The organism is Pseudoclavibacter sp. Z016 (assembly GCF_002931215.1).
Taxonomy (GTDB): domain Bacteria; phylum Actinomycetota; class Actinomycetes; order Actinomycetales; family Microbacteriaceae; genus Pseudoclavibacter.
In genome coordinates, this window is the sequence record NZ_PSTU01000016.1 from 58,686 (window position 1) to 83,617 (window position 24,932).

Consider the following 24,932-nt stretch of genomic DNA (forward strand, 5'->3'; position numbering starts at 1 on the left):
CGCCCCGAGACGTCAACGGCGGGCGCCCCGAGGAGGGGCGCCCGCCGCCGCGCTCGGACTAGCCCTTCTTGCCGACGAGGTCCTGCACGAGCGTCTTCACGGCGAGGAAGTCATCCTTCTTGTTCGCCACGAACTCCAGCGCCTTGACGCCGTCCGCGAGCACTTCCGTCGCCTCCGGGCCGACGTCGGTGAACTTGTGGCTCACGTTGCCGGCGAGTCCGCCCTCGAGCGCGAGCTGGCCGACGAGGTCGAGCTTGAGCACCTTGGAACCCTCGGCGAAGCTCACCTCGTCGAAGTCCACCCAGACGATGTTGGGACGGGTCGTCGACTCGAACACGTAGCGCTTGTTCGTGAGGTCGAGCACCACCTGCCAGATCGTCTGCGACGCGTCCGGCTTGCCGGGCTCCGGCGTCCGGAACGGCTGCGCCGCGTTCCGGATCATGCTGAACATCGCGGCGATCGCATCCAGCTGCGTCTTGGGCTGCACCTGGTGCTCGACGTAGAAGGACGCACGAGCGAAGCGGTCGCTCGCCAGCGTCGACCCGGGCAAGGGCTGATCGCCGCCGAGCCCCTCGATCTTCTTCGCGAGCTCGAGCTGCTTGTCGTAGGTCGGGGAGTTCGTCATGACCTTGTAGTCACGGCTGTGATACACCGTCGGCTTGCCGCTCGTGTACTCGATGATGGCCGAGTCTCCCGTGGCGTCGTTGATCGCGAGGTGCAGGGTCGGAACCAGGTGTCCTGTCGGGTCGAAGAGCTGCGAGATCTGCACCTGCGACTTCTTGGTCCACGCGACGGCCTCCTTGACCGTCGCGAAGTTGTCGAGGTAGTACTGCAGCCAGACCGACTGGCTCAGCTGAGTCGTCTTGTCGTTCGGCTTTCCGTACTCCGACTCGGCGAGCCACAGGATGTGCCCGGCGAATCCTTCCTCGTTCATCCCGTCGGTGGCGATGAGGTCGAAGGCCGTCGCCACGATGCTGCCGTACTTGGCCGTCCAGGTGAGGTTTCCCTCGACCCCGTCGGCCCGTTCGATGCCGCGCGGGTACTTCCAGAGGTTCGTGAGGAGATCCATGTGGAAATCCATGTTGCGGCCGACGATGACGGACCCGTTGGCGTCGGGCCACACAATTCGAGTGCACATGTTCGTTGACACGTCCTTTCGTAAGGGGAACTGCTCTGCACGCCGACGCGGATGCGACGGCGGCGGGTGCGCGTGCGGGTCAGGCGATCGCGTCGTCGCTGCGGTCGTGGACGCGAGCGTCCTTGGTGGCCGGGATCAGGTTGAAGTCGGTCAGCAGCTGGCCGAGCTCGGTCTGATCGAAGCGGTTGACGAGGTGGCGCTTCGCGAAGCTCGGCCCGGGGATGTCGAGCTGTTCGCCGTCGCGCAGGACGTTCGTCGAGTGCAGCAGGAACCTGAGGTCGTACGTCGAGTTGAAGACCTCCGGAACACCGCGTTCGACGCCGAGGAGCTCGTAGGTCGCCTCCATGGCGGTGCGCACGGAGTACTCCGTCGTGAAGATGCAGTCTCGCGTCGTCTCGGCGAACTGGCCGATGAAGGCGAAGTTCACGCTGCCCTTCGGGACGACGGCCGGGCGGTCGCCTGCCTTCCTCGGCATGAAGAAGGAGGTGACGTACGGCATCATCACCGGCACCGTCTTGACGCCGGTGGCGGCGAGTTCGGGGATCTCGTCGACGGGGACCCCCAGGTGGAAGAGCCACTCCTGGGTGATCTCCTCACCCGTGCAGTCCTGCATGCTCTTCTTGACGAAGGCTCCTGGGGTGTCGACGAAGAGGCCGTAGATCCAGACGACGATCTCGGTCGGCTTCTGCGCCTTGAAGTGGGGCTGGCGGTTGACGGTCCAGCTCATGAGCCACGGCGAGTCGCGTGCCGTGACGATGCCACCGGTCACGACCTTGCCCGAGAACGGGTCGCGCTCCGCGATGCGCTCGATGTACTCGGGGACGCGAGCGTCGAGCGTCGTCGCCGTCGCCGATTCCCACTTCGACTTCTGGATGTCTCCGCAGAACACCTCGGGGCGGCCGAACGCCTCGTCGCGTGCGGCGATCTTGCGCCAGAGGTCCCAGGCCGGAGCCGGGCCCGTGTTGAGTCGGGCCGCGGTGGCGTGGTCGCCCTGGTCGGAGTTCTCCGTCAGCGACCCGATGGTGATGTACGCCAGGTCGTTCTCGCTGAGGTCGACGCCGCCCTCCTCGCCGTCGCGGACCCACTCGATGCGGGTCGCCTGCTTCTTGTCACCCGTGATGTCGAACTGCACGTCGGTGACCTTGGTTCCGTACTGAAAAGTGACGCCGCGCTCGAGCAGCCACTTCTGCATGGGCAGCACGAACGACTCGTACTGGTTGTACTTGGTGAACTTGAGGGCCGACATGTCGGGGAACCCGCCGAGCTGGTGCACGAAGCGGTGGAGGTAGAGCTTCATCTCGAGCGCCGAGTGCCACTCCTCGAAGGCGAACATCGTGCGCCAGTAGAGCCAGAAGTTGCTGTCGAGGAATTCGGCGCTGAACACCTCGTCGATCCGCTTGTCCTCCATCTGCGCACGCGTGGCGAGGAAGACACCGACGATCTCCTTCTGCGCCTTCTCGGACAGGCCGAACTTGAAGTTCGTGCCGGCGTCCTGGCCCTGCTTCTCCGTGACCCGCCTCTTCGTCGAGTTCGGGTCGTCGATGTTGAGCCAGTAGAACTCGTCGAGCACGCTGGCGTCCTCGATCTCGAGCGATGGCACGGTGCGCAGGAGGTCCCAGAGGCACTCCATGTGGTCCTCGAGCTCGCGGCCGCCGCGGATGACGAATCCCTTCTCGGGGTACTTGATGCCATCGAGTGCGCCGCCGGCGATGTTGAGCTCTTCCAGGATGGTGATGCGGTCACCGCTCATCTGCCCGTCGCGGATGAGGAAGATCGCCGCAGCGAGGCTCCCGAGACCTGCGCCGACGAGCCAGGCGCTCTTGTCATCGACACCCTGCGGCTTGCGCGGGCGTGCGAATGCTTCGTAGTTTCCACTGCTGTAATGCATAGTCGACTCATTTCCCGCCGGCTCGTGTAAATGGCCAGGATGATATGCCATCATGATTTGTCCGACGTTATCGAAGTATATGTTTGACCCTTTTGCACCATTCAGAGATGCGCGCTATTTCACCCGCCCACTAACCCTTCCTCTCACCCGCGGATGAGGAATTCGAGACCTCATCGACGGGAGACCTCTCGGCCCGCGCCAGCTGAATCACCCCGGTGATAGCGACGGCACCTGCCACGAGGAATGCGACGACCGCCCAGAGCGGGGCATTCGTCGCCTCATGCAGGATCACGATGCCGAGGACAACCGCGATCGTGGGGTCGATGACCGTGAGCCCCGCGACGACGACCTCCGGTGGGTTGTCGAGGTGCGCGCGCTGGACGAAGATCACGGAGAGGGCCCCGGCGATTCCGATGCCGAGGATGCTGGCGATGGTGAGGATGTCCGTCGAGTTGAACGGCATTTCGTGGGCCTTCAGAATGGCCTGCACCCGGAGGATGACCGTCTTCCCGAGCGTTGCGACGAACGCGGAGTAGACCCCGCCGAGCAGCACCCACAGCAGCGGCGGCGTCGGACGGCCCTTTCCCAGCACTTCGACGATGCCGGTCGCGACGAGCACGCCGCCGAGCGTCACGAGCACGGCGACCAGCTGCGCGTCTTCGATCGGCTGCTGCGTGCTCACGATCGCGGCGACCACGACGAATCCGCCGACGCCGACGACGCACAGCAGGATCGACCGGATGATGGCTCTCGACGGCCGCGTCTTGCGGAGGATGCTCGTCAGGACGACGGAGAACACGAGCGCCGCCACGCCGATCGGCTGCACGACGATCAGCGGCGCGAACGCCAGGCTGCCGACCTGCACGAGCATCGCGACGACCAGCGCGATGCTCCCGAAGAGCCAGATCCGATTCCGCAGCACGTGGACGGCCGCATCCTTGCGGCTGCTGGACCTCGTCTCCGCGAGGTGGACGCCGCGCGACTGGAGCAGGTTGCCAACGGCCATGAAAGCCGCGGCCGCTAGGGCGAGCGCGATGCCGATGAGCATGGCCTAGGCGCTCCGTCCGACATTGGAGCTGTCGCGAGTCGGAGTCGCACCGGCCTTCATGGCCCCTGGCAGGACGACGAGGGACGCGAGGAAGAAGCAGACCGCGCCGATGAAGGTGCCCCACGTCGCCAGCGAGGCGTTGATCGTCGCCCCGCCAGGGAGGATGTAGGCACCGACCGCGGAGGCGCCGAAGGCCACGCAGCCGACGAAGTTGATGACCACGGACCAGGACGCGCTCGAGCGCACGCTCCACGTCTGGTTCGTGTGCGCGAACGCGATGAAGGCAACGCATCCGCTCACGAGGAACGCGACCGACCCGCCCGCGTCCGGGTTCCACACGAGCTTCTCCTGGCTGGTCAGCGACTTGGCGTGCAGCGCCGCTGTCGTGCTGACGTTGAAGAGCAGCGTCCCGAACGACTGGGTGGACGCCGTCAGCCACTCGGCTCTCACCATTCGACCGGGGGCATAGGAGACGGGAACGGCCACCGCGCCGCTGAGGAAGAGCTGGATGAGGCCGGCTGAGGTGAAGAACCATGCCCCGACGAAGAAGAACAGGTTCGAGAGCTGCGAGCCCATCTGCTCGCTGAGCACCGGCGCGGAGCCCAGCGCGAAGAGCGCGGAGCCCACCATGAAGAGCCAGCACTGCTTGACGACGGTCGGCACGAGGAGCTTCCCCGTGGCATCGAGGGGTCCCGTGTGTTCACGAGGGGAGGTTGCTGCGCTCGTCATGTCGGTGGGTTCCGTCTCCTGCTCGTGGGCGGCGGGCCGGCGGGAGAGCAGCTCGGCTCCCCCGCGCGGCCGCTGATCTCAGTGGTGGAAGTGCACGCCGCGGCCCGCTTCGCGCGGCAGCGGCGTCTCGAGCGAGTCGAGGTACTCCACGTCACCGCGGATGTCCGCGAGGAGCGACGACGCGAGGTCGCGGCTGAGGCCGACCTTGACGACGATGCGCTGGAGGATGACGTCACCCATGTTGTCGGCCATGGGGTACGCGGGCACGAGCCAGCCCTTCATGCGGAGCCGGTCGGCGAGGTCGTAGAGACTCCAGTTGCCGGTGTGGCCGTCTTTCAGCACCCAGGCGAAGACGGGGATCGTATCTCCGCGGCTCACGAGCTCGAACGGCCCCATCTTCTCGATCTCCGAGGAGAGGTAGGTGGCGACGTCGATCGAGTTCTGCTGGACGAGCCGGTAGCCCTCGCGACCGAGGCGGAGGAACTGGTAGTACTGCAGCAGGACCTGAGCGCCCGGGCGGGAGAAGTTCAGGGCGAGGGTCGGCATGTCGCCGCCGAGGTAGCTGACGTGGAAGATCATGCTCTCGGGGAGCACCGCCGTGTTGCGCCACACCACCCAGCCGACGCCGGGGTAGACGAGCCCGTACTTGTGGCCGGACGTGCTGATCGAGTTCACCCGGTCGATCCCGAAGTCCCAGCCGAGGTCCGGCTGGCAGAACGGCGCCACCATCGCGCCGGATGCGCCGTCGACGTGGATCTTCACGTCGTTGCCGGTCGCGGCCTGGATCTCGTCGAGTTTCGCGGCGATCGCCACGACGTCGTCGTAGAGACCGGTGAAGGTCTGTCCGAGGATCGCGACGACGCCGATGGTGTTCTCGTCCACGTACTTCTCGAGATCGTAGCCGTCGAGCACCAGGTGGTCGGGCGACACGGGCACGTATCGCGCCTCGATGTCCCAGTAGTTGCAGAACTTCTCCCAGACGACCTGCACTGCGGCCGACATTATGAGGTTGGGCTTCTCGGTCGACTTCCCCTCAGCCTTCCGCCTCTCCTGCCAGAGCCGCTTGAGCGCCAGGCCGCCGAGCATGCAGGCCTCTGACGATCCGATCGTGGAGGTGCCGATGGTGTCAGCGGCGTCCGGGACGTTCCAGAGGTCGGCGAGCATCCGCCAGCAACGGTCTTCGATGGCCGCCGTTCCCGGGTACTCGTCCTTATCGATCATGTTCTTGTCCGCGGCCTCGGCGTAGAGCTTCTTCGCCTCGTCGTCCATCCACGTCGACACGAACGTCGCGAGGTTGAGGCGCGAGTTGCCGTCGAGCATGGCCTCGTCGTGCACGATCTGGTAGGCCGTCTCCGGGAGGCTCTGGTCTGCCGGCAGCTTGAACTTGTCGAAGACCGTCGCCTCGCCGGGTCGAACGAAGACGGGGTTGACGTCGAGATCCGGGTTGATGTTTCGGTGGTGGCCGTTGCTGGTGCTTTTCTCCATGGGAACTCTCTCTTCTCGTTCGGACGGTGACTTCGTGGACGTACTGGGCGTTCGTGGTGATGCTGACACGGTCAGACCTCCACCGGCGGATACAGGCGGTCCATGTTGTACTGCCGGTTCCTTCTCGCGGCCCAGGTCGAGATGGCGATGAAGGCGACGGTCATCGAGAGGATGACGATGATCGCCGTGAGCAGGCGATCGTCGATGCCGCCGAGGATCAGCTGCCGTAGTCCGTTGTTGGTGTAGGTCATCGGGTCGATGACGTTGATGTACTGGAACACGTTGGTGGTCGTCGGAACGGGATAGATACCGCCGGCGGAGGTCAGCTGGATCATGAGGAAGGCGAGCGTGAACACGCGTCCGACTGCCGGGCCGAAGACCGCGTTGAACATCTGGATCATCGCCATGAACATCATCACCATCAGCAGCAGGAACCCGTACGTTCCCCAGGTGTGCTCGGGATGCAGCCCGATGCCGAAGTAGATGACCAGGTAGAGGATGGTCGCCTGCAGGAACCCGACGAACACAGTCGGCACGTACGAGGCGAGGATCACGCGGAAGGAACCGAGGCCCTGGGCGAGCGGACGCGCCTGCAGCGGGGTGAAGAGCATCCACGCGATGATGCCGCCGACGAAGAGCGCGAGGCCGAGGAAGAACGGCGCGAAGCCGTAGCCGAATGTCTTGGCCTCGTTGTTGATCGTCTCCTTCAGCTCCACCGGCTGGGCGAGCGCCTGCACGAAGTTGGATTGCTGGTCCTCGTCCCAGTCGGGAAACAGGTTGAGCGCAGTATCGGCGGCATCAGCCAGCTCGATCGTGCCGGCCGCGAGCTGGTCCGTGCCAGACGACAGCTGCGCGGCGCCGGCGGAGAGCTCACCGAGGCCGGTATCCAGCTGATCAGCTCCGGAGCGGAGCTGCTCCGCGTCTGAGGAGGCGGTCGCGAGGTCGCGCTGCACGGCGCCGTCCTCGATGGCCGTCATGATGACGTTGACGCGGCTGTCTGGATCGTTGAATTCGCCGGCGAGCAGGTTCATGTCGGTGTGCAGGGCGTCGAAGACCGTGACGAACTCCTCCGTCAGCCTGGAGTCCTGGATGTGCGTGTGCACGCTCTCGAGGCGGGCCGCGATCGCCTGCTCGACCGGATCGTCGCTTGCTGCGAGCTCGGTCATTATCGTCGCGAGCTCGCTGTCGGCTCGCGCTTGCGCGGCAGACGCCTCGTTGAGCGCCGTCGCGATGGTGTTCGTGCTCGTGACGACATCCGACGAGAGGTCTCGCAGCTCAGCGCCGGTGATGCCGGAGGTGGCGATCGCGTTGTCGACTCGGGTCACGGCGCCCTGCACGGCCTCGTCGAGCGTGTCTATGGCACCGGCGAGCGTGGCCGACCCGTCCTTCGCCGTCACCAGGTTGTCCGCGATCTCCTTCGCACCGCTATTCGCCGTCTGCATGCCGGAGTTGAGCTCCTCGACGCTGCTGACCGCTTCCTTGAGCGTCGGGATCTCAGCTCTGACGGCTGCCAGCGCCTGGTCGAACATCTGCGCCGAGACCTGCTGGTTGACCATGACGATGACCTCTTCGGCCGCATCCTGGCCGATGACCGTCGAGAGATAGTTGTTGGAGTCGTTGTAGGTGAACTCGAGCTGCGCGGAGCGAGACTCGTTGGTGGTCACCGATGCCACGGCCTCGCTGAAGTCGGCGGGCACCGTGATCGTGAAGTAGTACTTGCCGTGGGCGAGGCCGTCGACGCCGTCCTGCTCGCTCGTCTCGGTGAGGTCCAGCTGCTTGGAGTCGATGAGGCCCTGCACGACCGAGTCTCCGGCGGTGAGCGGCTCACCCTCGACCGTGGCGCCCCGGTCGAGGTTGATGATCGCGACCGGGATCTTGTCGACGTTGCCGAACGGGTTCCAGAACGCCCACAGGTAGAGCGCACCGTAGAGAAGCGGCATGAGGATGACAACCGCGAGCGCGAGCCGCGGCATGCGGCCGCGGTAGTAGCGCTTGAAGTCGCTTCCTGGTGAGAACGCAGCGATCATCGCCCATCAGCCTCTCGCTCGAGCACGGCGAACTCCTTGTTCGTCAGGTTCTCCACGAGGAACTGGTCGCGGATTCCAGAATCTGGGCTGACGCCGTTGACGTCGGCGGTGATGACGGTCTGCTCCCTGCCGAGCTCGACGAGGCGCTCGAGCAGCTTGTGCGAGCTCTCGATGCTCGCGAGCTTGTCGATACCCCCGACGACGAGGATCGGCGGCTTGCGGGTGTTCGCGACGGCGATGCGCAGCAGCGCGCCGGTCAGCTCCGGAAGCTCCTCGACCATCGCGTCCATGGTCGGCAGGGTGTACTCGCCGAAGACCGGGGCGCAGATGCGCTCGAGGTCCGCCTGCTTCGACTGCCGCACCCAGCGGGCCCCTCGGGCTCCCCACCGGATCTGCTCGGTGATGATGTCGTGGACTCGGATGGTCTGGCCGATGCCATCGACCTCGTCGATGTTGGCGAGGGCAGCCTGCTTGAAGAGGTGGTGGGCGTCGTTGAGCCGCCCGAACGACTCGAGCTGCCCCGTCGAGGGCTTCATGCGCCCGGCCAGGGTGAGCAGCAGCGCTGTCCTGCCCCGGCCGCCCGCGCCAACGAGCACGGTGACTCCACCGGACCGGATCGTGAGGTTCACCGGCCCGAAGATGTGGCCCCAGGACGCCTTCACCTCGATGCCGTCGGCGTTCAGGATGACGTCGCCGACCGCCGCCTCGCCTTCGGCTCGGGTCAAGGGAAGGGGTTGATCGCCGAACAGCTGCGTCACATCGCTCACGTCAGGCACTCCTGTTCGATGGTCCGGCTACATGCAGCATCATCGTTCGTCCTTCACGATCCGGCCGTTCTTGACGATGAGCGGGAAGTTCAGCTCCGGCTCGGCGATGAGCGAGAGGTCGGAGAGCGGGTCGCCGTCGACCAGGATGAGATCGGCCCAGGCTCCCTCGGCGATGACGCCGAGCTTCGCGTCCCGATACGAGTTCCGCTCGCCGGCCATCTCGAAGAGGCTCGCGTTCCCGGAGGTCAGCATCAGGAGCGCCTCGGTCGGGCTGTAGAACTCGCCGAGGCGAGCTGCCATGACGCTCTGCCTCGCGGCCGCTCCGGGCTCGAGCAGGAGGTCGGTGCCCCAGGCGGTCTGCACTCCATGCTGCTTGGCCCAGGCGTAGACCTGCGCTGTGCCTCGGCAGATCTCGGCGTTCTTCTGCGCGCGATCGCGGTCGGGATAGTGGTGGTCGTCCTCCGCGAAGGGCTGCACCGAGAGCCAGGCACCTGCGTCCCGGATGAGCTTGACGGTGGCCTCGTCCATGAGGTGGCCGTGCTCGATCGAGCGCACGCCGCAGTCGAGCGCCCTGGCCACTCCCGCGGAGGTGTAGACGTGCGCGGCGACATAGGTTCCGTAGTCGGCAGCAGCCTGGACCGCGGCGCGGATCTCCTCCGGCGTGTACTGCAGCGTGCTGAGCGGGTCGTAGAGCGATGCCGCCCCGCCACCGAGCGTGAGCTTGATCTGGCTCGCGCCGGTCTTCAGCTGCTCCCTCACCGCGGTCAGCACCTGGGGAACTCCGTCCGCGACCTTCGTGAAGTGGATGTCCTCGGTGCGTGCGGGCCTGCCGCCGAACTCGCTCGGCTCCTCGTACACGAACGAGAAGTCGGCGTGGCCTGAGGTCTGGGAGATCATGGCCTGGCTGGGGAAGATGCGCGGCCCTTCGAGCACGCCGCGGTCGATGAGCGTCTTGATCGGACTGGTGTCGCCACCCATGTCGCGCACGCTCGTGAAACCGCGAAGCAGCATCTTCCTTGCTTCCGCGATCGTGTTGCCGTACAGCTCGCCCGTTGCCGCCTGCAGGAAGTCGTTCATGCTGTTGGCGTTGCCCATGAGGTGGACATGGGCGTCGGTGAGCCCGGGCATGAGGAATCTGCCGTGAGCGTCGATCTCACGCGCACCGTCCGGGGAGTTGCTCGCCAGAGGAGATTCCGAGATCGCGAGCACTCTCGAGCCCTCGATAAGCACATCCACACGATCGCGAACACGTTCACTTATCCCATCGAAAAGCCTGGCATTTCGAATAATGATTCGTGACGGGCTATCCGCATCCTGGGGCATGAAAGCCACAGTAACCCGAGAGAAAAAATGTACCGAGACCGCCAACGAATTTCACCCGGTGCGTAACCTGAGATGTAACCCGACGCTTCACCCCGGGTTTCACCCCGCGATCCAAAGGTGCTCGCGACACCCCTCGTCGTGACACGCTCGAGGGTCGCGCGGCACGTTCATTTCAGGATAGGTTTCTTCGGACAAGATACCCCCCGACCCGTATCGACAGTCGCCATCGAAGCTGACTTTCCGGGGATCACAGCCACCACACCCGTCCCCTCTCCCCACTTGGAGAGGGACGAAGAGACCCTTGAGCAGAAGGACGGTCGATCAATGAACACGTTTTTACCCTGAGACAACCACTTTCTCGCCGCACCACCAGAAACGACCCGCACTTCCCCCAGAGAATGGCGATTCATGACCGCAGCCACTGCCGCAGACTCCAAGCAGAAGCTCGACGCCGCATTGGAGACGGGAAACCCGCGCAAGATCGCACAGGCCGCGATGGCGCACATCTGGCCACTGTTCGACAAGCACTACCTGGATCTCATCCACGCTATAGAGAAGATCCCGCTGTCACTTCTCGAAAATTACCCGGTTCTTTGGATTCTTCACCGGGTAAATCCGGTTCTCGCCCATAAACGAACCCCGTTTAAACCGCACCTCAATGCGGAGACCGTCAAGAGCATGACCACAGACGAGGTCGACATGCTCACGCTCGCGCAGATGATCGCCTTCCGGTACAGCGGCGATGTGACCGCCGCACTCGCCTACGCTTCTCGCCTCGCCGACCGCATCAGGTCGCGGGGAACGGGGTTCCGCGAGCGGGCCGACGGGCCGCTGTGGTTCTACCACCAGCAGATCGGCTCGACGATGCTCGCCGCCGGAGAGACGGGTCCCGCGCTGACCGAGCTCGCCGCCTCAGCGGAGATCGGCCAGATCGCGGGCCGCCCGGACGCCAGGCGGCTCGCCCTCTCACGGGTCGCGCTCGCCCATGCGAAACGGGGATCGCTCGAGGAGGCGGAGCGAGTCCTCGCTGAACTCCCCCAGTTCCCCGAACCGTGCGCACCGTATAGCGAACCCACGCGCTTCGCGGAGAACACGGCAGCTGCCCTCATCGGCGTCGAGCGGATGATCGACGACATCGACCCCCTGCTCGCGAAGCTCGACTCGTTCGGCAGCCTGCAGGTGACCTGGCCATACGGGCTCCTCGCCCGAACGCGTTCCCTGCTCGCCCGCAAGCGACCGGACGAGGCGCTCGAGTGCGTGCACCTCGCCCGCGACGCACACACGGAGCAGCACGGCTCGCTCGCCATCGACGTCATGAATGCGGCGACCATCGACGCGCTGTGGGCACTCGGCTCGAAGAAGCAGGCGAGAGCAGCCGCCTTCCGAACCGAGCAGAAGGGGTTCCTCGAGACGAGCGCCGCCATCCGCCTCGCCATCGCCGACGACAAGCTCGACTTCGCCGAGACGCACCTGCGGCGTCTGTCCGAGCAGCGAACGCTCGCGCCCGCCCAGCACACGGAGCGCATCATCCTCTCCGCCTGGCTCTCCATCGCCAAGGCCGACTCGATCGATCCGACGACCGCCCAGCGCGTCGCGCACATCGTGCAGCGGGGCAACTCCCGACGCATCCTGAGCCAGATCCCGCAGGAGGTGCTCTCGAGCGTGAGGTGCGAGCTCGACGACTCCATGCACCCGACATTCGACGTCTCGGTGACCGGCATCACCCACGTGATGGTGCAGACGCGCCCCACCCTGACCACCAGCGAGCTCCGCGTGCTCACTGCACTCAAGCGAGAGCTGACCACCGCCGAGATCGCGGCGCAGTTGCACGTCTCCCCCAACACCATCAAGTCCCAGCTCAGGTCCGTATACCGGAAGCTCTCCTGCTCGAACCGTGCGGAGGCGATCCAGACGGGGCTCACCCTGCAGCTCATCTCCGTCGACGACGACAACCGCTGAGTTCAGCAGCGGGTGAGCTGATGCGCAAGACCCTCCGCCTGCTCCTCGCCGCTCGCGACCCTGCCCGGGCGCGACTCACCGCGGCCGCCGCCGTCTCGCTCGGGGTCCTCGCGAGCGCGCTCCTCACCAACCTGCTCATCGGGCAGCTCCACGCCGAGCGCTCGCTCCTGAGCGTCGGCATCTTCCTGTCGATCATGGCCGGCGCCTCGGTCAAGGATCGTTCGCCACGAGAACGCCTCGTCACGACGATGCTCCTCATTCCCGCCTCGGTGGCCGTGATCGCCCTCGCAGCACTCCTCGCCCCGAACCGGATCCTCGCGATCGGCGCCTTCATCCTCGTCAGCGGAGCCGCCGTCTGGGTGCGCCGCTACGGCGCCAGGGCCGGCTCGCTCGGCACCGTCACCTTCATGGGGTACTTCTTCGCGCTCCTCCTGAAGCCCACGCACGATCAGCTGCCGGCGCTGTGCCTGATCGCCCTCCTCGCCTGCACGACACAGCTCGTCGCGCGCGCCACCCTCCTCCTGCAGAGACCCAGGCGGCAGCTGCTGCTGCTGCTGCGAGAGCTGCGGGCTGCGTCGGAGTCGGCGCTCGACGCCGCCTCGCGACCCGGTCACCCCGGAACCCTGCGCCTGAGGCTCGCGCGCATCGACGCGACCAGCGAATCCATCGACGCGTGGCAGCGGAACTCGGACGCCGAGCTGCACGCAGACGGTGATCCGAAAACGCTCGGCGATCGGGTCCTCGACGCCCGCGTCGACATCCAAGAGCTCTGCTACTTGCTGGCCCGTCTCTCCGCGAGCGCCGCCGATCTGCCCGCCCGCCTCCACCGCGACCTCGCGCACCTCCGGACGGTGCTCGACGAGCGTGCTCCCGCGTGTGACATCAGCTCCGCCACCGAGTGGGCGACGGACATCATCGCGCATCGACCATCGCAACGCGGCACCCGTCTCGGGGCGACGTTCGCGAGCTACCTCATCGCCCGGAGCGTGCACGCGCACGCCCGACTGCGAGAGCTCACCATCGTCGGCGCGCCACCAGACCCGAAACCGAGCCCGGGCTCAGGCTCAGGCTCCGCACGGCCGCGTGTCTCGCTCGCCCCGAAGCAGGATCCGTGGACGCGCATGACGGTGCAGGCCATGGCCGCGGCATCGATCGCATCCATCGTCGGCGAGGCTATCTCCGCCTCGCACTGGTACTGGGCGGTCATCACCGCCTCCCTGATCTTCACCGGAACCACCACAAGAGGCGGCATCCTCACGCGCGCCTTCCGTCGGATCCTCGGCACCGCCATCGGCATCATCGTCGGCATCGCCGCGGTGGCCCTCGCCTCGGGGAACGTGAACGTGCTGAGCGCGATCTGCGTCCTCGGCGTCTTCGGGGCGCTCTACTTCGGGCCGCTCAACTCCCTCTACTCGGCGCTCTTCACCACGACCATCCTCGTCGCCCTGTACCGCCTACTCGGGAAGCTCGGCGCCGATGTCCTCGAGACTCGCCTCGAGGAGACCATCGCGGGCGGCGTCATCGGCGTGCTCTGCGCCTACCTCATCCTCTCGTCCAGCTCGAAACCGGCGCTCGAGGCGAAGGTGAACGCCTACCTGGACGCGTTGGAGGCGCTCCTCGGCAGACTGCTGGCGACCCCGGTGAACCCCGTCACGACCACCGCGCTCCGAACGGGACTTCGCACGCTGGAACTCGCGCAAGGCGACGTCGACACCGCCGTCTCCGGCATGTCCACGGCCTTCCTCGTCACCGGCCCGAGGAGAACAGGGAACGCCGTGCACCTCATGTACATCGCCACGAGATCCGCAGCTCGTCTCGTCCAGCTCGACGGCGATCTCGCCCGGCCGGACCCGCTGGTGGCCGCCGCGATCTCGAGGGTCGCCGCGCGCGCATCCGCCGCCCGCCACGCGCTGGCCGAGGCTCGCGGCCAGCCCGCGATCGACAGGGACGCCGACGACCACCAGTCGGTCAACGCTCTGCTGCAGGACCAAGCCAGCTCCTTCGACCCCAGATCACCATCCGGAGAAGCGCTGATCGCGCTGCTCCGGATGGACTGGACGCTCGCCCAGGTCATCGACGACAGCACGGCTGAGCTGCCCCTCGAGCGCGGTGGACGGAAGAGGAAGCCCGCGCTCAAGGTGTCCGTGCCACCCGTGTGACAGGGCGGCGACTCTGACGGCGGCGGACGATCGGTGCAACGAATCGGACGGACGGTCACACGCTCGATCGCGAGTTCGAGGATGCTTGGCACATGACCACAGGAACCATCCCCACCGTCGCTGCGACGCAGACTCCTCCGACGCAGACTCCTCCAAAGACGGCGTGGGCCGCCATCGCGGCCATGATGGCGACGAGCTTCGTCCTCGTCGTCGCCGAGTTCCTCCCGCCGAGCCTCCTGCCGTCCATGGCCGCTTCCCTCGGCATCACGGAGGGGCAGGCCGGGCAGACCGTGACCGTGACGGCCTTCGTCGGGTTCCTCACGGCCCCCACGATCGGCATCCTCGTGCCCCGCCTCGACCGCCGAACCTTGCTCGTGGTGCTCGCCGGCGCCGCCGCATTCTCGAGCGCGGTCGTCGCCGTGGCTCCCGGGTTCGTGCTCCTGCTCATCGCCCGGCTCCTGCTCGGCGCGGCACTCGGCGCCTTCTGGGCCATGTCCATCGCCATCGCCGCGAGCCTCTCCCAGCCCAAGCACCTGGGCAGGGCCATCATGCTCGTCAACACGGGCACCACGGTCGCGACCGTCGCCGGCGTGCCGCTCGGCAGCTACCTTGGCACGATCATGGACTGGCGCCTCATCTTCGCGAGCGTCGCCATCGTGACCGTCGTCGTCGCGATCGCGCTGCGACTGGCCCTCCCGCACGTTCCCCCGACCGCATCGAGCGGCGGCTTCCGCTCGCTCGTGGAGACGCTCCGCGTCCCCGGCATCCGCGTGGGACTCACCGGACACATCCTCACCGTCCTCGGCCACTTCGTGGCCTTCACCTACATCCGTCTCGCCATCGACCGAGTGCCCGGACTCGACGGGGTCGGCGTCGCCGCGCTGCTCGTCGCATTCGGCATCGGCGGTGTCATCGGCAACTTCGTCGTGGGCCTGCTCGTCGACCGGCACCTCGCCGTGCTTCGCTTCGCCGTGCCCCTCCTCATCGGCGTCTCGATCGGCATCGTGGCGCTCGCACCCGGCCAGATCTGGCTCGTCGCGGTCGCCGTCACCACGTGGGGCATCGGGTTCGGCGGCTGGCTCACGACGCTGGGGACGTGGATGGGTCGCCTGGTCCCCGACCGCATGGAATCGGGTGGCGGGCTCTCGGTCGCCGGCTTCCAGCTCGCCATCACCCTCGGTGCCGGTGTCGGCGGCCTGCTCATCGACCTGATCGGCGTCACACCCGCACTGGTCGTCGCGTCCGTATCGGCAATCGTCGGCGGCCTCATCTTCGGCAGCGCGCGCTTCCCCGGCCGCACCAGCTGAGCGGCTCGACTGCCCAGGTCGAGCGGATGCGCGTCAGGAGCTGGCGCGCATCCCTCGCTCCGACCGTGCTCTCGCCTCGGCACGCCAGCGTCCGGGCGTGGATCCCGTGTGCCGCTGGAACGCGCGGCTGAAGCCCGCCTGCGACTCGTAGCCGAGCCCGCTCGCGACCGCCCCGATCGTCAGCTCGCTCCGCAGGAGCAGTCCCTTGGCCGTCTCGATGCGCACGCGTGTCAGGTATCCGATGGGCGTCTCGCCGACGGACTCCTGAAAGCGCGCGGCGAAGACCGAGCGCGACATCCGCGCGACGCGGGCGAGCTCGTCGAGCGTCCACGGGTCGCCCGGCTTCTGGTGGAGGGCCTCGAGGGCGGCCGCGAGCTGTGGCTCGGCGACGTCACGCAACCAGCCCGCAGGCGCGCATCCCGCCTCGTTCCAGGCACGGAGCGCCGTCGACACGATCGTCGTCGCGATGCGGCTGCAGATCACGGCGTCACCCGGCCGAGGGTGAGGGCCCCCGAGACTCCAGGCGCACGCCATGCCATCGATGAGCGCCACCATCGAGGGCTCCTGCGCGGCGAAGTCACGCACGATCAGGGAAGCCGGCAGCGCCTCGGCCGCGGTCTGCGCCTGTGGTGCCTCCTCGAAGCCGACGTCGATGAACTCGGCTTCGACGCTCGCGAGCACCGAGGACACGTGCCCCCTGGGGAAGAACACCAGGTCACCCGCAACGAGGTCGACGACCGGTGCCCCCAAGGCCGAGAGTCGGATGGCGCCGCGGAAGACGAACACGAACCCCGGACCGGCATGGCGGCGCACAACCGGCTCCCCAGCAGCGAGCTGGTGGCGGTGCGATCCGATGAGCGTCCACTCCAGGGAGGCGAGGGCGCGGTCGAACGCATCACTCGGGGGCGCCTGCAGCATCGTGGTCGTCACACTGAGTCGAACACCACGGACCCGGCGCTTGTTCCGCGCCTCACCGAAGCGCGCGCTCGTACCTCCGCCTCGCCACGATCTGCACGGCCCGGAGGAACGGGAACAGCGTGCGCCAAGGTCCCGATGGCGCCGCTCGGGTCAGCGAGCGGATCGTGAACTCGACCCGAGCATCCACTCGGCGGACGATGAACGCCTCCTCGCCCTGCACGGGATGACCCGGCAGGGTCCGGTAGGCGAACCCCACCCTCGTCGGCTCGTCGACGACGGCCACGACCTCGACGGGCTCCTGGATGCGCACCCCACCCCACCCGGCGATGATCGTCGGCCGCGCCCCCAAGACTGCAGGGACCCCGTCCGGGTGCACCTCGAACCCGCTGCGCGTCTTCACTCGCCAGAGGAGCACGTCTGCCGCGGCCCGCTCCCACAGCGCATCCCCGTGGCCGAGGGTGACCGTCTTCTCGAAGCGTCGGAGCCGCCCAGCCTCTGGGCGCCACACGTCGAGGTGCGGTTGCGTGAGCGCCTGCGGAACGGACGTGGCCATGCCCCCAGCCTGGCATCCGGCTGACTCCTCGGCGAGCTCGAGTTCCGAAGCGCTCGGTTCCTGCACCGCAGGTCGCCCGTTGCCGGTTCCCGCTTCCAGTCGGGACGGTCAGTCCAGCAGGTGCGTCTGCCCGAACATCTCCGCGGTCGCGCGCGCCGTCGGCGTTCCCGCGTCGAGGTCCGCGCCCGCGTCCCGGAGCAGGCGCACGATCTCGTCCTCGCCCTTGAAGAGCGCCCCCGCGATGGGCGACTGATTCCGCGCGTTGCACAGGTCGACGTCGGCTCCGTGACGGATGAGCGCCTGAACGGCCCCCGCGTGGCCGCTGTACGCGGCGAGCATCAGCGCGGTGTTGCCTGCTGCATCCTGCAGGTCGACGGGCATGCCCTGGTCGATGAGATCCACCAGCGTCTGGCTGTCACCGCGGCGGGCACAGCCCATCGCGAGCTCCGTCAGCGTCTCGACTTGTTCTGGCGTCAGTTCGGGCATGGCAACAGGGTATCCGCCGCTCCGGTTTGACTCGCTACGATGTGGCCACCCCAAGCATCGGAGCCCTCGTGAAGACCATCGGCGTCAGCATCGCAGTCGCGGCAGCGACCCTCCTGTTCCTCAGCGGATGCGCGCAGACAGCCGCGTCGGCGGCCGGCACCTGGGGCACCCCCGACTCGAGCGGCCAGGGCGAACCCGGCCTGCGCCTCTCCGACGACGGCAGGGTGACAGGCAACGACGGCTGCAACCGGCTCATGGGCGACTGGAGCGAGACCGACGGGAAGATCGAGTTCGGAGCCCTCGCGTCGACGATGATGTTCTGCGAGGGTGTCGACACCTGGCTCGTCGGCGCCGCGTCGGCCTCGGTCGACGGCGACTCGCTCCTGATCTACAACGACGCCGGCGACGAGATCGGCACGCTCCCCCGAAGCTGACGCGCACCCCGGGCGCCCCCGTTCGATGCGGCAATCCGGGCGACGCGCACGCTCCGAATACCCCCACAGAGACCAGCACTGACCGGAGGGTAGGATTCTGCGTTGATCATGCTTTCCTTCCCCCAGCCTCAGCCAGTGCACTCGCGCATCGTCGGAGTCGGCTACGAGTCGCCGGAGCGCATCGTGACGAACGATGAGCTCTCGCAGACTCTCGACACGAGCGACGAGTGGATCACGTCACGCGTCGGCATCCGCGAGCGTCGACTTGCCGCAGACGGGCAGAGCGTCACCGACCTGGCCGCAGCGGCCGGCGTCAAGGCGCTCCTCTCCGCGGACGTGCAGGGCACGGACATCGACATGGTCATCGTGGCGACGATGACGGCCATGGACCGTTCGCCGTCGACGGCCGCGCAGGTCGCGACCCGCATCGGCGCGACGCACCCCGTCGCCTTCGACCTCAACGCGGCCTGCGCCGGCTTCTCGCAGGCGCTCGCCGTCGCCGACCAGGCGATCAGCGCCGGCTCCGCGAGCCGCGCCCTCATCATCGGCGCCGAGCGCATGAGCGACTTCATGGACTGGACCGACCGCACCACCGCCATCCTCATGGCAGACGGCGCCGGCGCGGTCGTGCTCGAACGCAGCGAGACTCCCGGCGTCGCCCCCGTCGCGTGGGGTTCGCAGCCGGAGCTCGGCAACCTCGTGCGCATCCAGCAGCCGTCCGGCCGCTTCGAGCAGGAGGGCCGCAGCGTCTTCCGCTGGGCTATCACGCAGGCGCAGCACGTCGCGATCGATGCGCTCGCGAAGGGCGGGGTGCGAGCGGACGAGCTCGTCGCGTTCGTCCCGCACCAGGCGAACCTGCGCATCATCGACGCCCTCGGCAAGCAGCTCGGCCTCGCCGACGACGTGGTCGCTCGCGACGTCGTCTACTCGGGAAACACCTCAGCCGCCTCCATCCCCATCGCCCTCGCCAAGCAGGTCGAGGCTGGCGTCGCCGAGCCCGGTGGCCCCGCCCTCCTGCTCGGCTTCGGCGGCGGCTTCTGCTACTCGGGTCAGGTCATCGCGTTCCCCGAGGTCCGCAACCCCGCGTAGCTCGCCAAGGCGGCCCGCTGGGCCCAGTCTGCGGATGGGAAATCCGCTTCCGGATGGAAAACAGACCATCCCGAAGCGAGGTTCCCATCCTGAAACCGCGTCGGCAGCGGGCGCTAGCGGCGCAGGTGGGCGCGTTCGATGAGCGCCTGGAACTGCAGCTCGGCGGCGCCGATGAACAGCAGGTCGCTGCCGAGCCCGGCCCGCACCACCTCGACCTCGCCGTAGTTCGGGGCGAGCGTGTGCTCGGCGAGGATCTCGAGGAAGTAGTCGCGCTCGAGGTCAAGCAGCACGCCGAGGAACCCGCCGAGCACCACCCGCTCGGGGTTCAGGATGTTGATCATGTTGCGCACGCCGACGCTGAGCACCCCGAGCTGGCGGTGCGTCTCGAGCTTCACCGCCGGGTCGATGTTCTGCTGCAGCATCCGCTCCAGCTCGTCGTCGCTGGCGCTCTTCGTGCCGAGGGCGGCGAGCAATCGGCGCCTGCTGACGACTCGCTCGAGCTCGTCGTCGCCCGAGTTGCCGAGCGCCGCGGGAGTCGCCACGAGGTTGTGCCCGAACTCGCCCGCGTAGCCGGCCACGCCGTGCAGGAGTCTGTCGTCGGCGATGATGCCGCCGCCGATGCCGCTCGCGCCGCCGTTCATGTAGAGCATGTTGCTGATGCCGCGGCCAGCGCCGAAGATGTGCTCGGCGACCGCGCCGAGGTTGGCGTCGTTCGCGGCGAGCACCGGCAGGCCCGTGGCCTTCTGCAGCTGGTCGGCGAGCGGCACGTCGCGCCACTCGAAGTGGGGCACCCAGCGCACGAATCCGTCGGAGGCCCGGACGAGTCCTGGCACGGCGACGCCGATGCCGACGCACTCGTAGAGCGTGTCGAGGCTCTCGCTGAGCCCCTCGACGAGGGCCTTCACGATGGCGACGGCTTCCCTCGCGGTCGGCGGCTTCTCGGTTTCGAAGCGGATGCGCTTCAGCAGCTCGCCGCGGAAGCTGACGACGCCGACGTTGAGGGCATCTACCTCCGGCACTACCGCGACGGCGACGATCTTGTCGCAGACGCCGACGACGGGGCTCGGCCTGCCGACGAGATTCGTCGCGACGGGTTCGTGCTCCTCGACGATGCCGCGGTCGGCGAGCTCGGAGACGAGCGCAGCGATGGTGGAACGGTTGAGGCCGGTCTCGCGGGTCAGTTCAGCTCTGGACGCCTGTCCACCGCGGTGAAGGCGTTCGAGGATGAGGGAGAGGTTCGAAGAGGCGACACGATCGGTGGCCATGCCCGTCCTCTTTCTCTCGCTCGTCACGGCGGTGCGTGTCTGGTTCTGCTTCTGGTTCTGCTTCTGCTTCTGCTTCTGCTTCCGGGCAGGCTGGCGCTCGGCCGAGCCGTTCCGTCGCCCGCGCTGGGTTCAGCGCGGGCGACGGAGATCGATCAGCTGCGTCCGCCTCGGCGCTTGCCGAGCACGTCGATCGCCACGGCGAGCAGCAGCACGAGGCCCTTGATGACCGACTGCCAGGCCGAGTCGACCGAGAGGATCGAGAGTCCCATGTTGAGGACACCCATGATCATCGCGCCGATGACTGCGCCGATAACCGTACCAACACCACCGGTCACGGCCGCGCCGCCGATGAACGCCGCCGCGATGGCGTCGAGCTCGTAGGTGTTGCCGGCTGAGGCGACGGCACCACCTGCGCGGGCCGTCGTCACGATGCCGGCGAGCGCCGCGAGCACACCCATGTTGACGAAGATGAGGAAGTTGACGCGCTCCGTGCGCACACCGCTCATCTTGGCCGCGAAGAGGTTGCCACCCATGGCGTAGACGTTCCGGCCGAAGACGGTGCGCTGCAGGATGAACGTGTAGAGCATGATCAGCACGGCCAGGATGATGAGGATGATCGGCAGGCCCTTGTGCGCCGAGAGCAGCCACGCGAACGCGAGGACTGCGATGGCGACGATCGCGAGCTTCGCGATGAGGGCAGCCCCGGGCTCGACGGGGAGGTCGAGCTTCTTGCGGCGTGCGCGGGTGCGGAGCTGGCTTCCGATGACGGCTGCGACGACGACAAGCGCGATGAGCATCGTGACGACGTCATGTCCGCCGAGCATCGTGCCCATCGACTGCGGCAGCGAGCCCTTGCCGATGGCGACGAACTCGTCCGGCAGCGCGTTGATCGTTCCACCCGTGAGGAGCACGAGCGTGAGACCTCGGAAGAGCAGCATGCCCGCTAGCGTCACGATGAACGCCGGTATGCCCACGTAGGCGATCCAGAATCCCTGCCAGATGCCGATCACCGCCCCGGCCGCGAGGCCGATGAGCACCGCCGCGAACCACGGCAGCCCCCATTGGGTGATGGCGATGGCCGTGATGGCGCCCACGACGGCGACGACCGAGCCGACCGACAGGTCGATGTGGCCAGCGATGATGACGATGATCATGCCGACCGCGAGGATCAGCACGTACGCGTTCTGCTGGATGAGGTTGTTGATGTTCGCGGGCAGCAGGAGCTTCCCGCCGGTGAGGATCTGGAACAGGATGATGATGACGGCGAGTGCGCCGAGGATCCCGTACTGGCGGACGTCGACCGACATCCTCACTTTCCGGGTGCCTGCTTCGTTCGCGGCCTCGGTGTTCGTGGTGGTCACGACTCGTCCTTTCCAGCGGTCATGTACTGCATGAGCAGTTCCTGTGTTGCGTTCTCCTTGGAGACCTCACCCGTGAGGCGTCCTTCGGAGATCGTGTAGATGCGGTCGGCGAGGCCGAGCAGCTCGGGGAGCTCGGAGGAGATCACGACGACCGCCCTGCCCTGCTCGACGAGCTTGTTGATGAGCCCGTAGATCTCGTACTTCGCGCCGACGTCGATGCCGCGGGTGGGCTCGTCGAGGAACAGCACGTCAGGGTCGGTCTGCAGCCACTTGCTGAGCACGACCTTCTGCTGATTGCCGCCGGAGAGCTTGCCCGTGGGCGTCGCGACGCTCGCCGTCTTGATGTTCATGGACTTGCGGTAGCCCTCGGCGACGCCGTTCTCCTTGATGCCGTCGACGATGCCCCAACGGGCGACCTTCTTCGCGGCGGCCGCGGAGATGTTGGCCTGGATGTCGCCGATGAGGTTGAGGCCGAGGTGCTTGCGATCCTCGGTGGTGTACGCCAGGCCGTTCTTGATGGATTCGTTGATCGTCTTCGTGGAGATCAGCTGACCCGACTTGTACACCTCCCCGGAGATGTTCGTGCCGTAGCTGCGGCCGAAGATGCTCATGGCGAGCTCCGTGCGGCCTGCGCCCATGAGGCCGGCGAAGCCGATGATCTCGCCGGCGCGCACGTGGAACGACACGTCGTCGACGACCTTGCGGCTTGGGTCGGCCGGGTGGTGCACCGTCCAGTTCTCGACGCGCAGCTTCTCCTCCCCGATGACCGCCTCGCGGGGCGGGAACATGGAGGAGAGCTCGCGGCCGACCATGGCGCGGATGATCCGACCCTCGGTCGCATCCGGCTCGGTCATGTCGATCGAGTCGATCGTCGCCCCGTCGCGGATGATCGTGACGCGGTCTGCGATGCGCCGGATCTCCTTGAGCTTGTGGGAGATGATGATCGACGTGATGCCCTGCTCGCGCAGCTGCTCGATGAGGCCGAGCAGGTGCGCGGAGTCTTCGTCGTTGAGGGCCGCGGTGGGCTCATCGAGGATGAGCAGCTTCACGTCCTTCGACAGCGCCTTGGCGATCTCCACGAGCTGCTGCTTGCCGACGCCGATCTCGCGGATGACGGTTGCGGGGTTCTCGTTGAGGCCGACCCGCTTGAGCAGCTCCGCCGCACGGCGGTTGGTCTCGTCCCAGTCGATGACGCCGAAGCGCTGGATCTCGTTGCCGAGGAAGATGTTCTCCGCGATCGACAGGTAGGGACTGAGGGCGAGCTCCTGGTGGATGATGACGATGCCGTCTTGCTCGCTGTCGTTGATGGTCTTGTACCGCACCTCGCGGCCATCGAACTCGATGGTCCCCTCGAAGGTGCCGTAGGGGTAGACGCCGCTCAGGACCTTCATGAGCGTCGACTTGCCCGCGCCGTTCTCGCCGCAGATGCCGTGCACCTCGCCGCGACGGACTTCGATGTCGACGCCCGCGAGGGCTCGCACACCGCTGAATTCCTTCACGATGTTCGACATCTTCAGGATTGTGTCGTCTTGCACCATTGCTCCGTCTCACTTTCCGAGCGTCACCGCTCGGCACTGCTGCGCCTCGAGGGCGCGAGCTGCAACAGAAGCGCGCTCGGGCTGGTGTGGGGGCACAGCCAGCCCGAGCGCGTTCAGTGTGGTGTCGGTGACTCGTTAGAGTCCGACGTCCGATGCCTGGAGGAAGCCACTGTCGATGAGCTTCTCCTGCACGGTGTCCTTCGTGACGACCTCGGGGTCGAGGAGGTACGAGGGGACGACCTTGACGCCGTTGTCGTAGCTCTCGGTGTCGTTGACGTCGACCTCGGTGCCCGCCTTGAGCGACTCGACCATGGCGAAGACCTGGTCGCCGAGGAGGCGGGTGTCCTTCCAGACCGTCATCGACTGCTTGTCGGCGAGGATGTTCGTGACCGATGCCTTGTCAGCGTCCTGCCCCGTGAGGATGGGCCACTCGGAGCCGGGCGTGTAGCCGGCGGAGACGAGCGCCTCCGCGATGCCCTGGGCGAGGCTGTCGTTCGGCGAGAGGACGACGTCGACCTTCTTGTCGGCGTAGTTCGAGGCGAGACGGGTCTCCATCTCGTCCTGAGCGCCGGCGCTCTCCCAGCCCTGGATGCCGACCGAGGCCCAGTCGTCGTTCGATGCCGGCGACTTGCCGGAGCCGACGACGAGCTTGCCTTCGTCGATGTACGGCTTGAGGACGTCCCAGGCTCCGGAGAAGAAGAACTTGGCGTTGTTGTCGTCCGGGCTGCCGGCGAAGGGCTCGAGGTAGAACGGGCCGGGCTGGTTCTCGAGGTCCAGGCTGTCGACGATGTACTCGCCCTGGAGCTTGCCCACCGCGTAGTTGTCGAACGTCGCGTAGTAGTCGACGTTCTCCGTGTCGTTGATGAGGCGGTCGTAGGCGATGATCGTGACGCCTTCGTCAGCCGCATCCTGCAGCACCGGTGCGAGCACCGAGCCGTCGATGGCGGCGACGACGAGCACGTCGACTCCGGATGCGATCTGGTTCTGGATCTGCGAGATCTGCGTGTCCGGGTCGTTCTCGGCGTACTGCAGGTCGGTCGTGAAGCCGGCCTCGTCGAGCTTGCTCTGGAGCTGCGCTCCGTCGTTGATCCAGCGCTCGAGCTCGCGGGTGGGCATCGAGATGCCAACGCTCTCGACCTCGACTGCTGCTCCTGCTTCGCCGGTTGCTGCTGGGTCTGCTGGCGCGTCGCATGCGGTGAGACCGAGTGCGAGGCCTCCAACGACTGCGAGACCGAGCAACTTCTTCGTTGCTGACATGACGGTCATTTCCTCTCTGAAATGTGTTGCCCTAAGTTGTCGCGCCAAACATATACCCACTTGGGTCAGGTTGTGCAACCCCGTGTCAGATTCGTGACAAAACTGGCCCCAGGCGCCATCCGAACCCCGTCTCATCCGGAACTCGTGGTGGAAGTGACACAACGAAGTGCTATATGTTGCTCTCTGGAACTTATCAACGAC

The 24,932-nt window shown here is 66.8% G+C and carries 20 protein-coding genes; 5 read left to right on the plus strand and 15 right to left on the minus strand.

The window, feature by feature from the left end; translation table 11 throughout:
* Nucleotides 1–58: 58 nt before the first annotated feature.
* The 8 genes from C5B99_RS15055 to C5B99_RS15090 form a co-directional block, all read right to left on the minus strand.
* Complete coding sequence (locus C5B99_RS15055; protein WP_104243511.1) at nucleotides 59–1,138, minus strand: linear amide C-N hydrolase; 1,080 nt, start codon at nucleotides 1,136–1,138, stop codon at nucleotides 59–61.
* Nucleotides 1,139–1,217: 79 nt separating this feature from the next.
* Nucleotides 1,218–3,026: an oleate hydratase gene (locus C5B99_RS15060; protein WP_104243513.1), complete on the minus strand. Its 1,809-nt coding sequence runs from the start codon at nucleotides 3,024–3,026 to the stop codon at nucleotides 1,218–1,220.
* Nucleotides 3,027–3,156: 130 nt separating this feature from the next.
* A complete protein-coding gene (locus C5B99_RS15065) occupies nucleotides 3,157–4,074 on the minus strand; it encodes a DMT family transporter (RefSeq protein WP_104243515.1) in 918 nt (305 codons plus the stop codon).
* 3 nt (nucleotides 4,075–4,077) lie between these two features.
* Nucleotides 4,078–4,803 (minus strand): hypothetical protein, encoded by a 726-nt coding sequence (locus tag C5B99_RS15070; RefSeq protein ID WP_104243517.1) that lies wholly within the window; start codon nucleotides 4,801–4,803, stop codon nucleotides 4,078–4,080.
* Between the two features lie 78 nt (nucleotides 4,804–4,881).
* Nucleotides 4,882–6,288 (minus strand): glutamate decarboxylase, encoded by a 1,407-nt coding sequence (locus C5B99_RS15075; RefSeq protein WP_104243519.1) that lies wholly within the window; start codon nucleotides 6,286–6,288, stop codon nucleotides 4,882–4,884.
* A 71-nt stretch (nucleotides 6,289–6,359) separates the two neighbouring features.
* Complete coding sequence (locus C5B99_RS15080; RefSeq protein ID WP_104243521.1) at nucleotides 6,360–8,315, minus strand: YhgE/Pip domain-containing protein; 1,956 nt, start codon at nucleotides 8,313–8,315, stop codon at nucleotides 6,360–6,362.
* The gene (locus C5B99_RS15085; RefSeq protein WP_219819657.1) at nucleotides 8,312–9,082 is read right to left on the minus strand and encodes an ATP-binding cassette domain-containing protein; all 771 of its coding nucleotides are present in this window, start codon (nucleotides 9,080–9,082) and stop codon (nucleotides 8,312–8,314) included. Before C5B99_RS15085 ends, C5B99_RS15080 begins: the two co-directional genes overlap by 4 nt.
* A 39-nt stretch (nucleotides 9,083–9,121) precedes the next feature.
* Nucleotides 9,122–10,312 (minus strand): amidohydrolase family protein, encoded by a 1,191-nt coding sequence (locus C5B99_RS15090; RefSeq protein WP_219819658.1) that lies wholly within the window; start codon nucleotides 10,310–10,312, stop codon nucleotides 9,122–9,124.
* Nucleotides 10,313–10,813: 501 nt separating this feature from the next.
* On the opposite strand from C5B99_RS15090, the gene C5B99_RS15095 reads away from it, so the two are divergent.
* The 3 genes from C5B99_RS15095 (at nucleotide 10,814) to C5B99_RS15105 (ending at nucleotide 15,830) form a co-directional block, all read left to right on the plus strand.
* Nucleotides 10,814–12,364, plus strand: coding sequence for a LuxR family transcriptional regulator (locus tag C5B99_RS15095; protein ID WP_104243525.1), 1,551 nt, complete (start codon nucleotides 10,814–10,816; stop codon nucleotides 12,362–12,364).
* A 20-nt stretch (nucleotides 12,365–12,384) separates the two neighbouring features.
* A complete protein-coding gene (locus C5B99_RS15100) occupies nucleotides 12,385–14,523 on the plus strand; it encodes an FUSC family protein (protein ID WP_104243527.1) in 2,139 nt (712 codons plus the stop codon).
* Nucleotides 14,524–14,615: 92 nt separating this feature from the next.
* On the plus strand, nucleotides 14,616–15,830 hold the full coding sequence (locus C5B99_RS15105) for an MFS transporter (RefSeq protein WP_104243530.1): 1,215 nt from the start codon (nucleotides 14,616–14,618) through the stop codon (nucleotides 15,828–15,830).
* 33 nt (nucleotides 15,831–15,863) lie between these two features.
* Here the strand turns inward: C5B99_RS15105 and C5B99_RS19510 are convergent, their stop codons facing one another.
* The 3 genes from C5B99_RS19510 to C5B99_RS15120 form a co-directional block, all read right to left on the minus strand.
* Nucleotides 15,864–16,760, minus strand: coding sequence for an AraC family transcriptional regulator (locus tag C5B99_RS19510; protein WP_219819659.1), 897 nt, complete (start codon nucleotides 16,758–16,760; stop codon nucleotides 15,864–15,866).
* Between the two features lie 40 nt (nucleotides 16,761–16,800).
* Nucleotides 16,801–17,301, minus strand: a complete 501-nt coding sequence (locus C5B99_RS15115; protein WP_104243581.1) for a DUF1990 family protein — start codon at nucleotides 17,299–17,301, stop codon at nucleotides 16,801–16,803.
* 108 nt (nucleotides 17,302–17,409) lie between these two features.
* A complete protein-coding gene (locus C5B99_RS15120; RefSeq protein WP_104243532.1) occupies nucleotides 17,410–17,787 on the minus strand; it encodes an ankyrin repeat domain-containing protein in 378 nt (125 codons plus the stop codon).
* A 41-nt stretch (nucleotides 17,788–17,828) separates the two neighbouring features.
* Between C5B99_RS15120 and C5B99_RS15125 the strand changes: the two genes are divergently transcribed.
* Together C5B99_RS15125 and C5B99_RS15130 are read left to right on the plus strand one after the other, a co-directional pair.
* Nucleotides 17,829–18,221 (plus strand): META domain-containing protein, encoded by a 393-nt coding sequence (locus tag C5B99_RS15125; protein ID WP_258063385.1) that lies wholly within the window; start codon nucleotides 17,829–17,831, stop codon nucleotides 18,219–18,221.
* A gap of 108 nt (nucleotides 18,222–18,329) precedes the next feature.
* Nucleotides 18,330–19,310, plus strand: coding sequence for a beta-ketoacyl-ACP synthase III (locus C5B99_RS15130; RefSeq protein ID WP_104243585.1), 981 nt, complete (start codon nucleotides 18,330–18,332; stop codon nucleotides 19,308–19,310).
* A gap of 113 nt (nucleotides 19,311–19,423) precedes the next feature.
* Here the strand turns inward: C5B99_RS15130 and C5B99_RS15135 are convergent, their stop codons facing one another.
* The 4 genes from C5B99_RS15135 to chvE form a co-directional block, all read right to left on the minus strand.
* Nucleotides 19,424–20,575 (minus strand): ROK family transcriptional regulator, encoded by a 1,152-nt coding sequence (locus tag C5B99_RS15135; RefSeq protein ID WP_104243534.1) that lies wholly within the window; start codon nucleotides 20,573–20,575, stop codon nucleotides 19,424–19,426.
* 152 nt (nucleotides 20,576–20,727) lie between these two features.
* A complete protein-coding gene (mmsB, locus tag C5B99_RS15140; RefSeq protein ID WP_104243587.1) occupies nucleotides 20,728–21,882 on the minus strand; it encodes a multiple monosaccharide ABC transporter permease in 1,155 nt (384 codons plus the stop codon).
* 50 nt (nucleotides 21,883–21,932) lie between these two features.
* Nucleotides 21,933–23,447, minus strand: a complete 1,515-nt coding sequence (gene mmsA / locus C5B99_RS15145) for a multiple monosaccharide ABC transporter ATP-binding protein (protein ID WP_308471374.1) — start codon at nucleotides 23,445–23,447, stop codon at nucleotides 21,933–21,935.
* Between the two features lie 162 nt (nucleotides 23,448–23,609).
* Entirely contained in the window at nucleotides 23,610–24,731 is a 1,122-nt protein-coding gene (gene chvE, locus C5B99_RS15150) for a multiple monosaccharide ABC transporter substrate-binding protein (RefSeq protein ID WP_104243589.1), read from the minus strand.
* Nucleotides 24,732–24,932 lie beyond the last annotated feature (201 nt).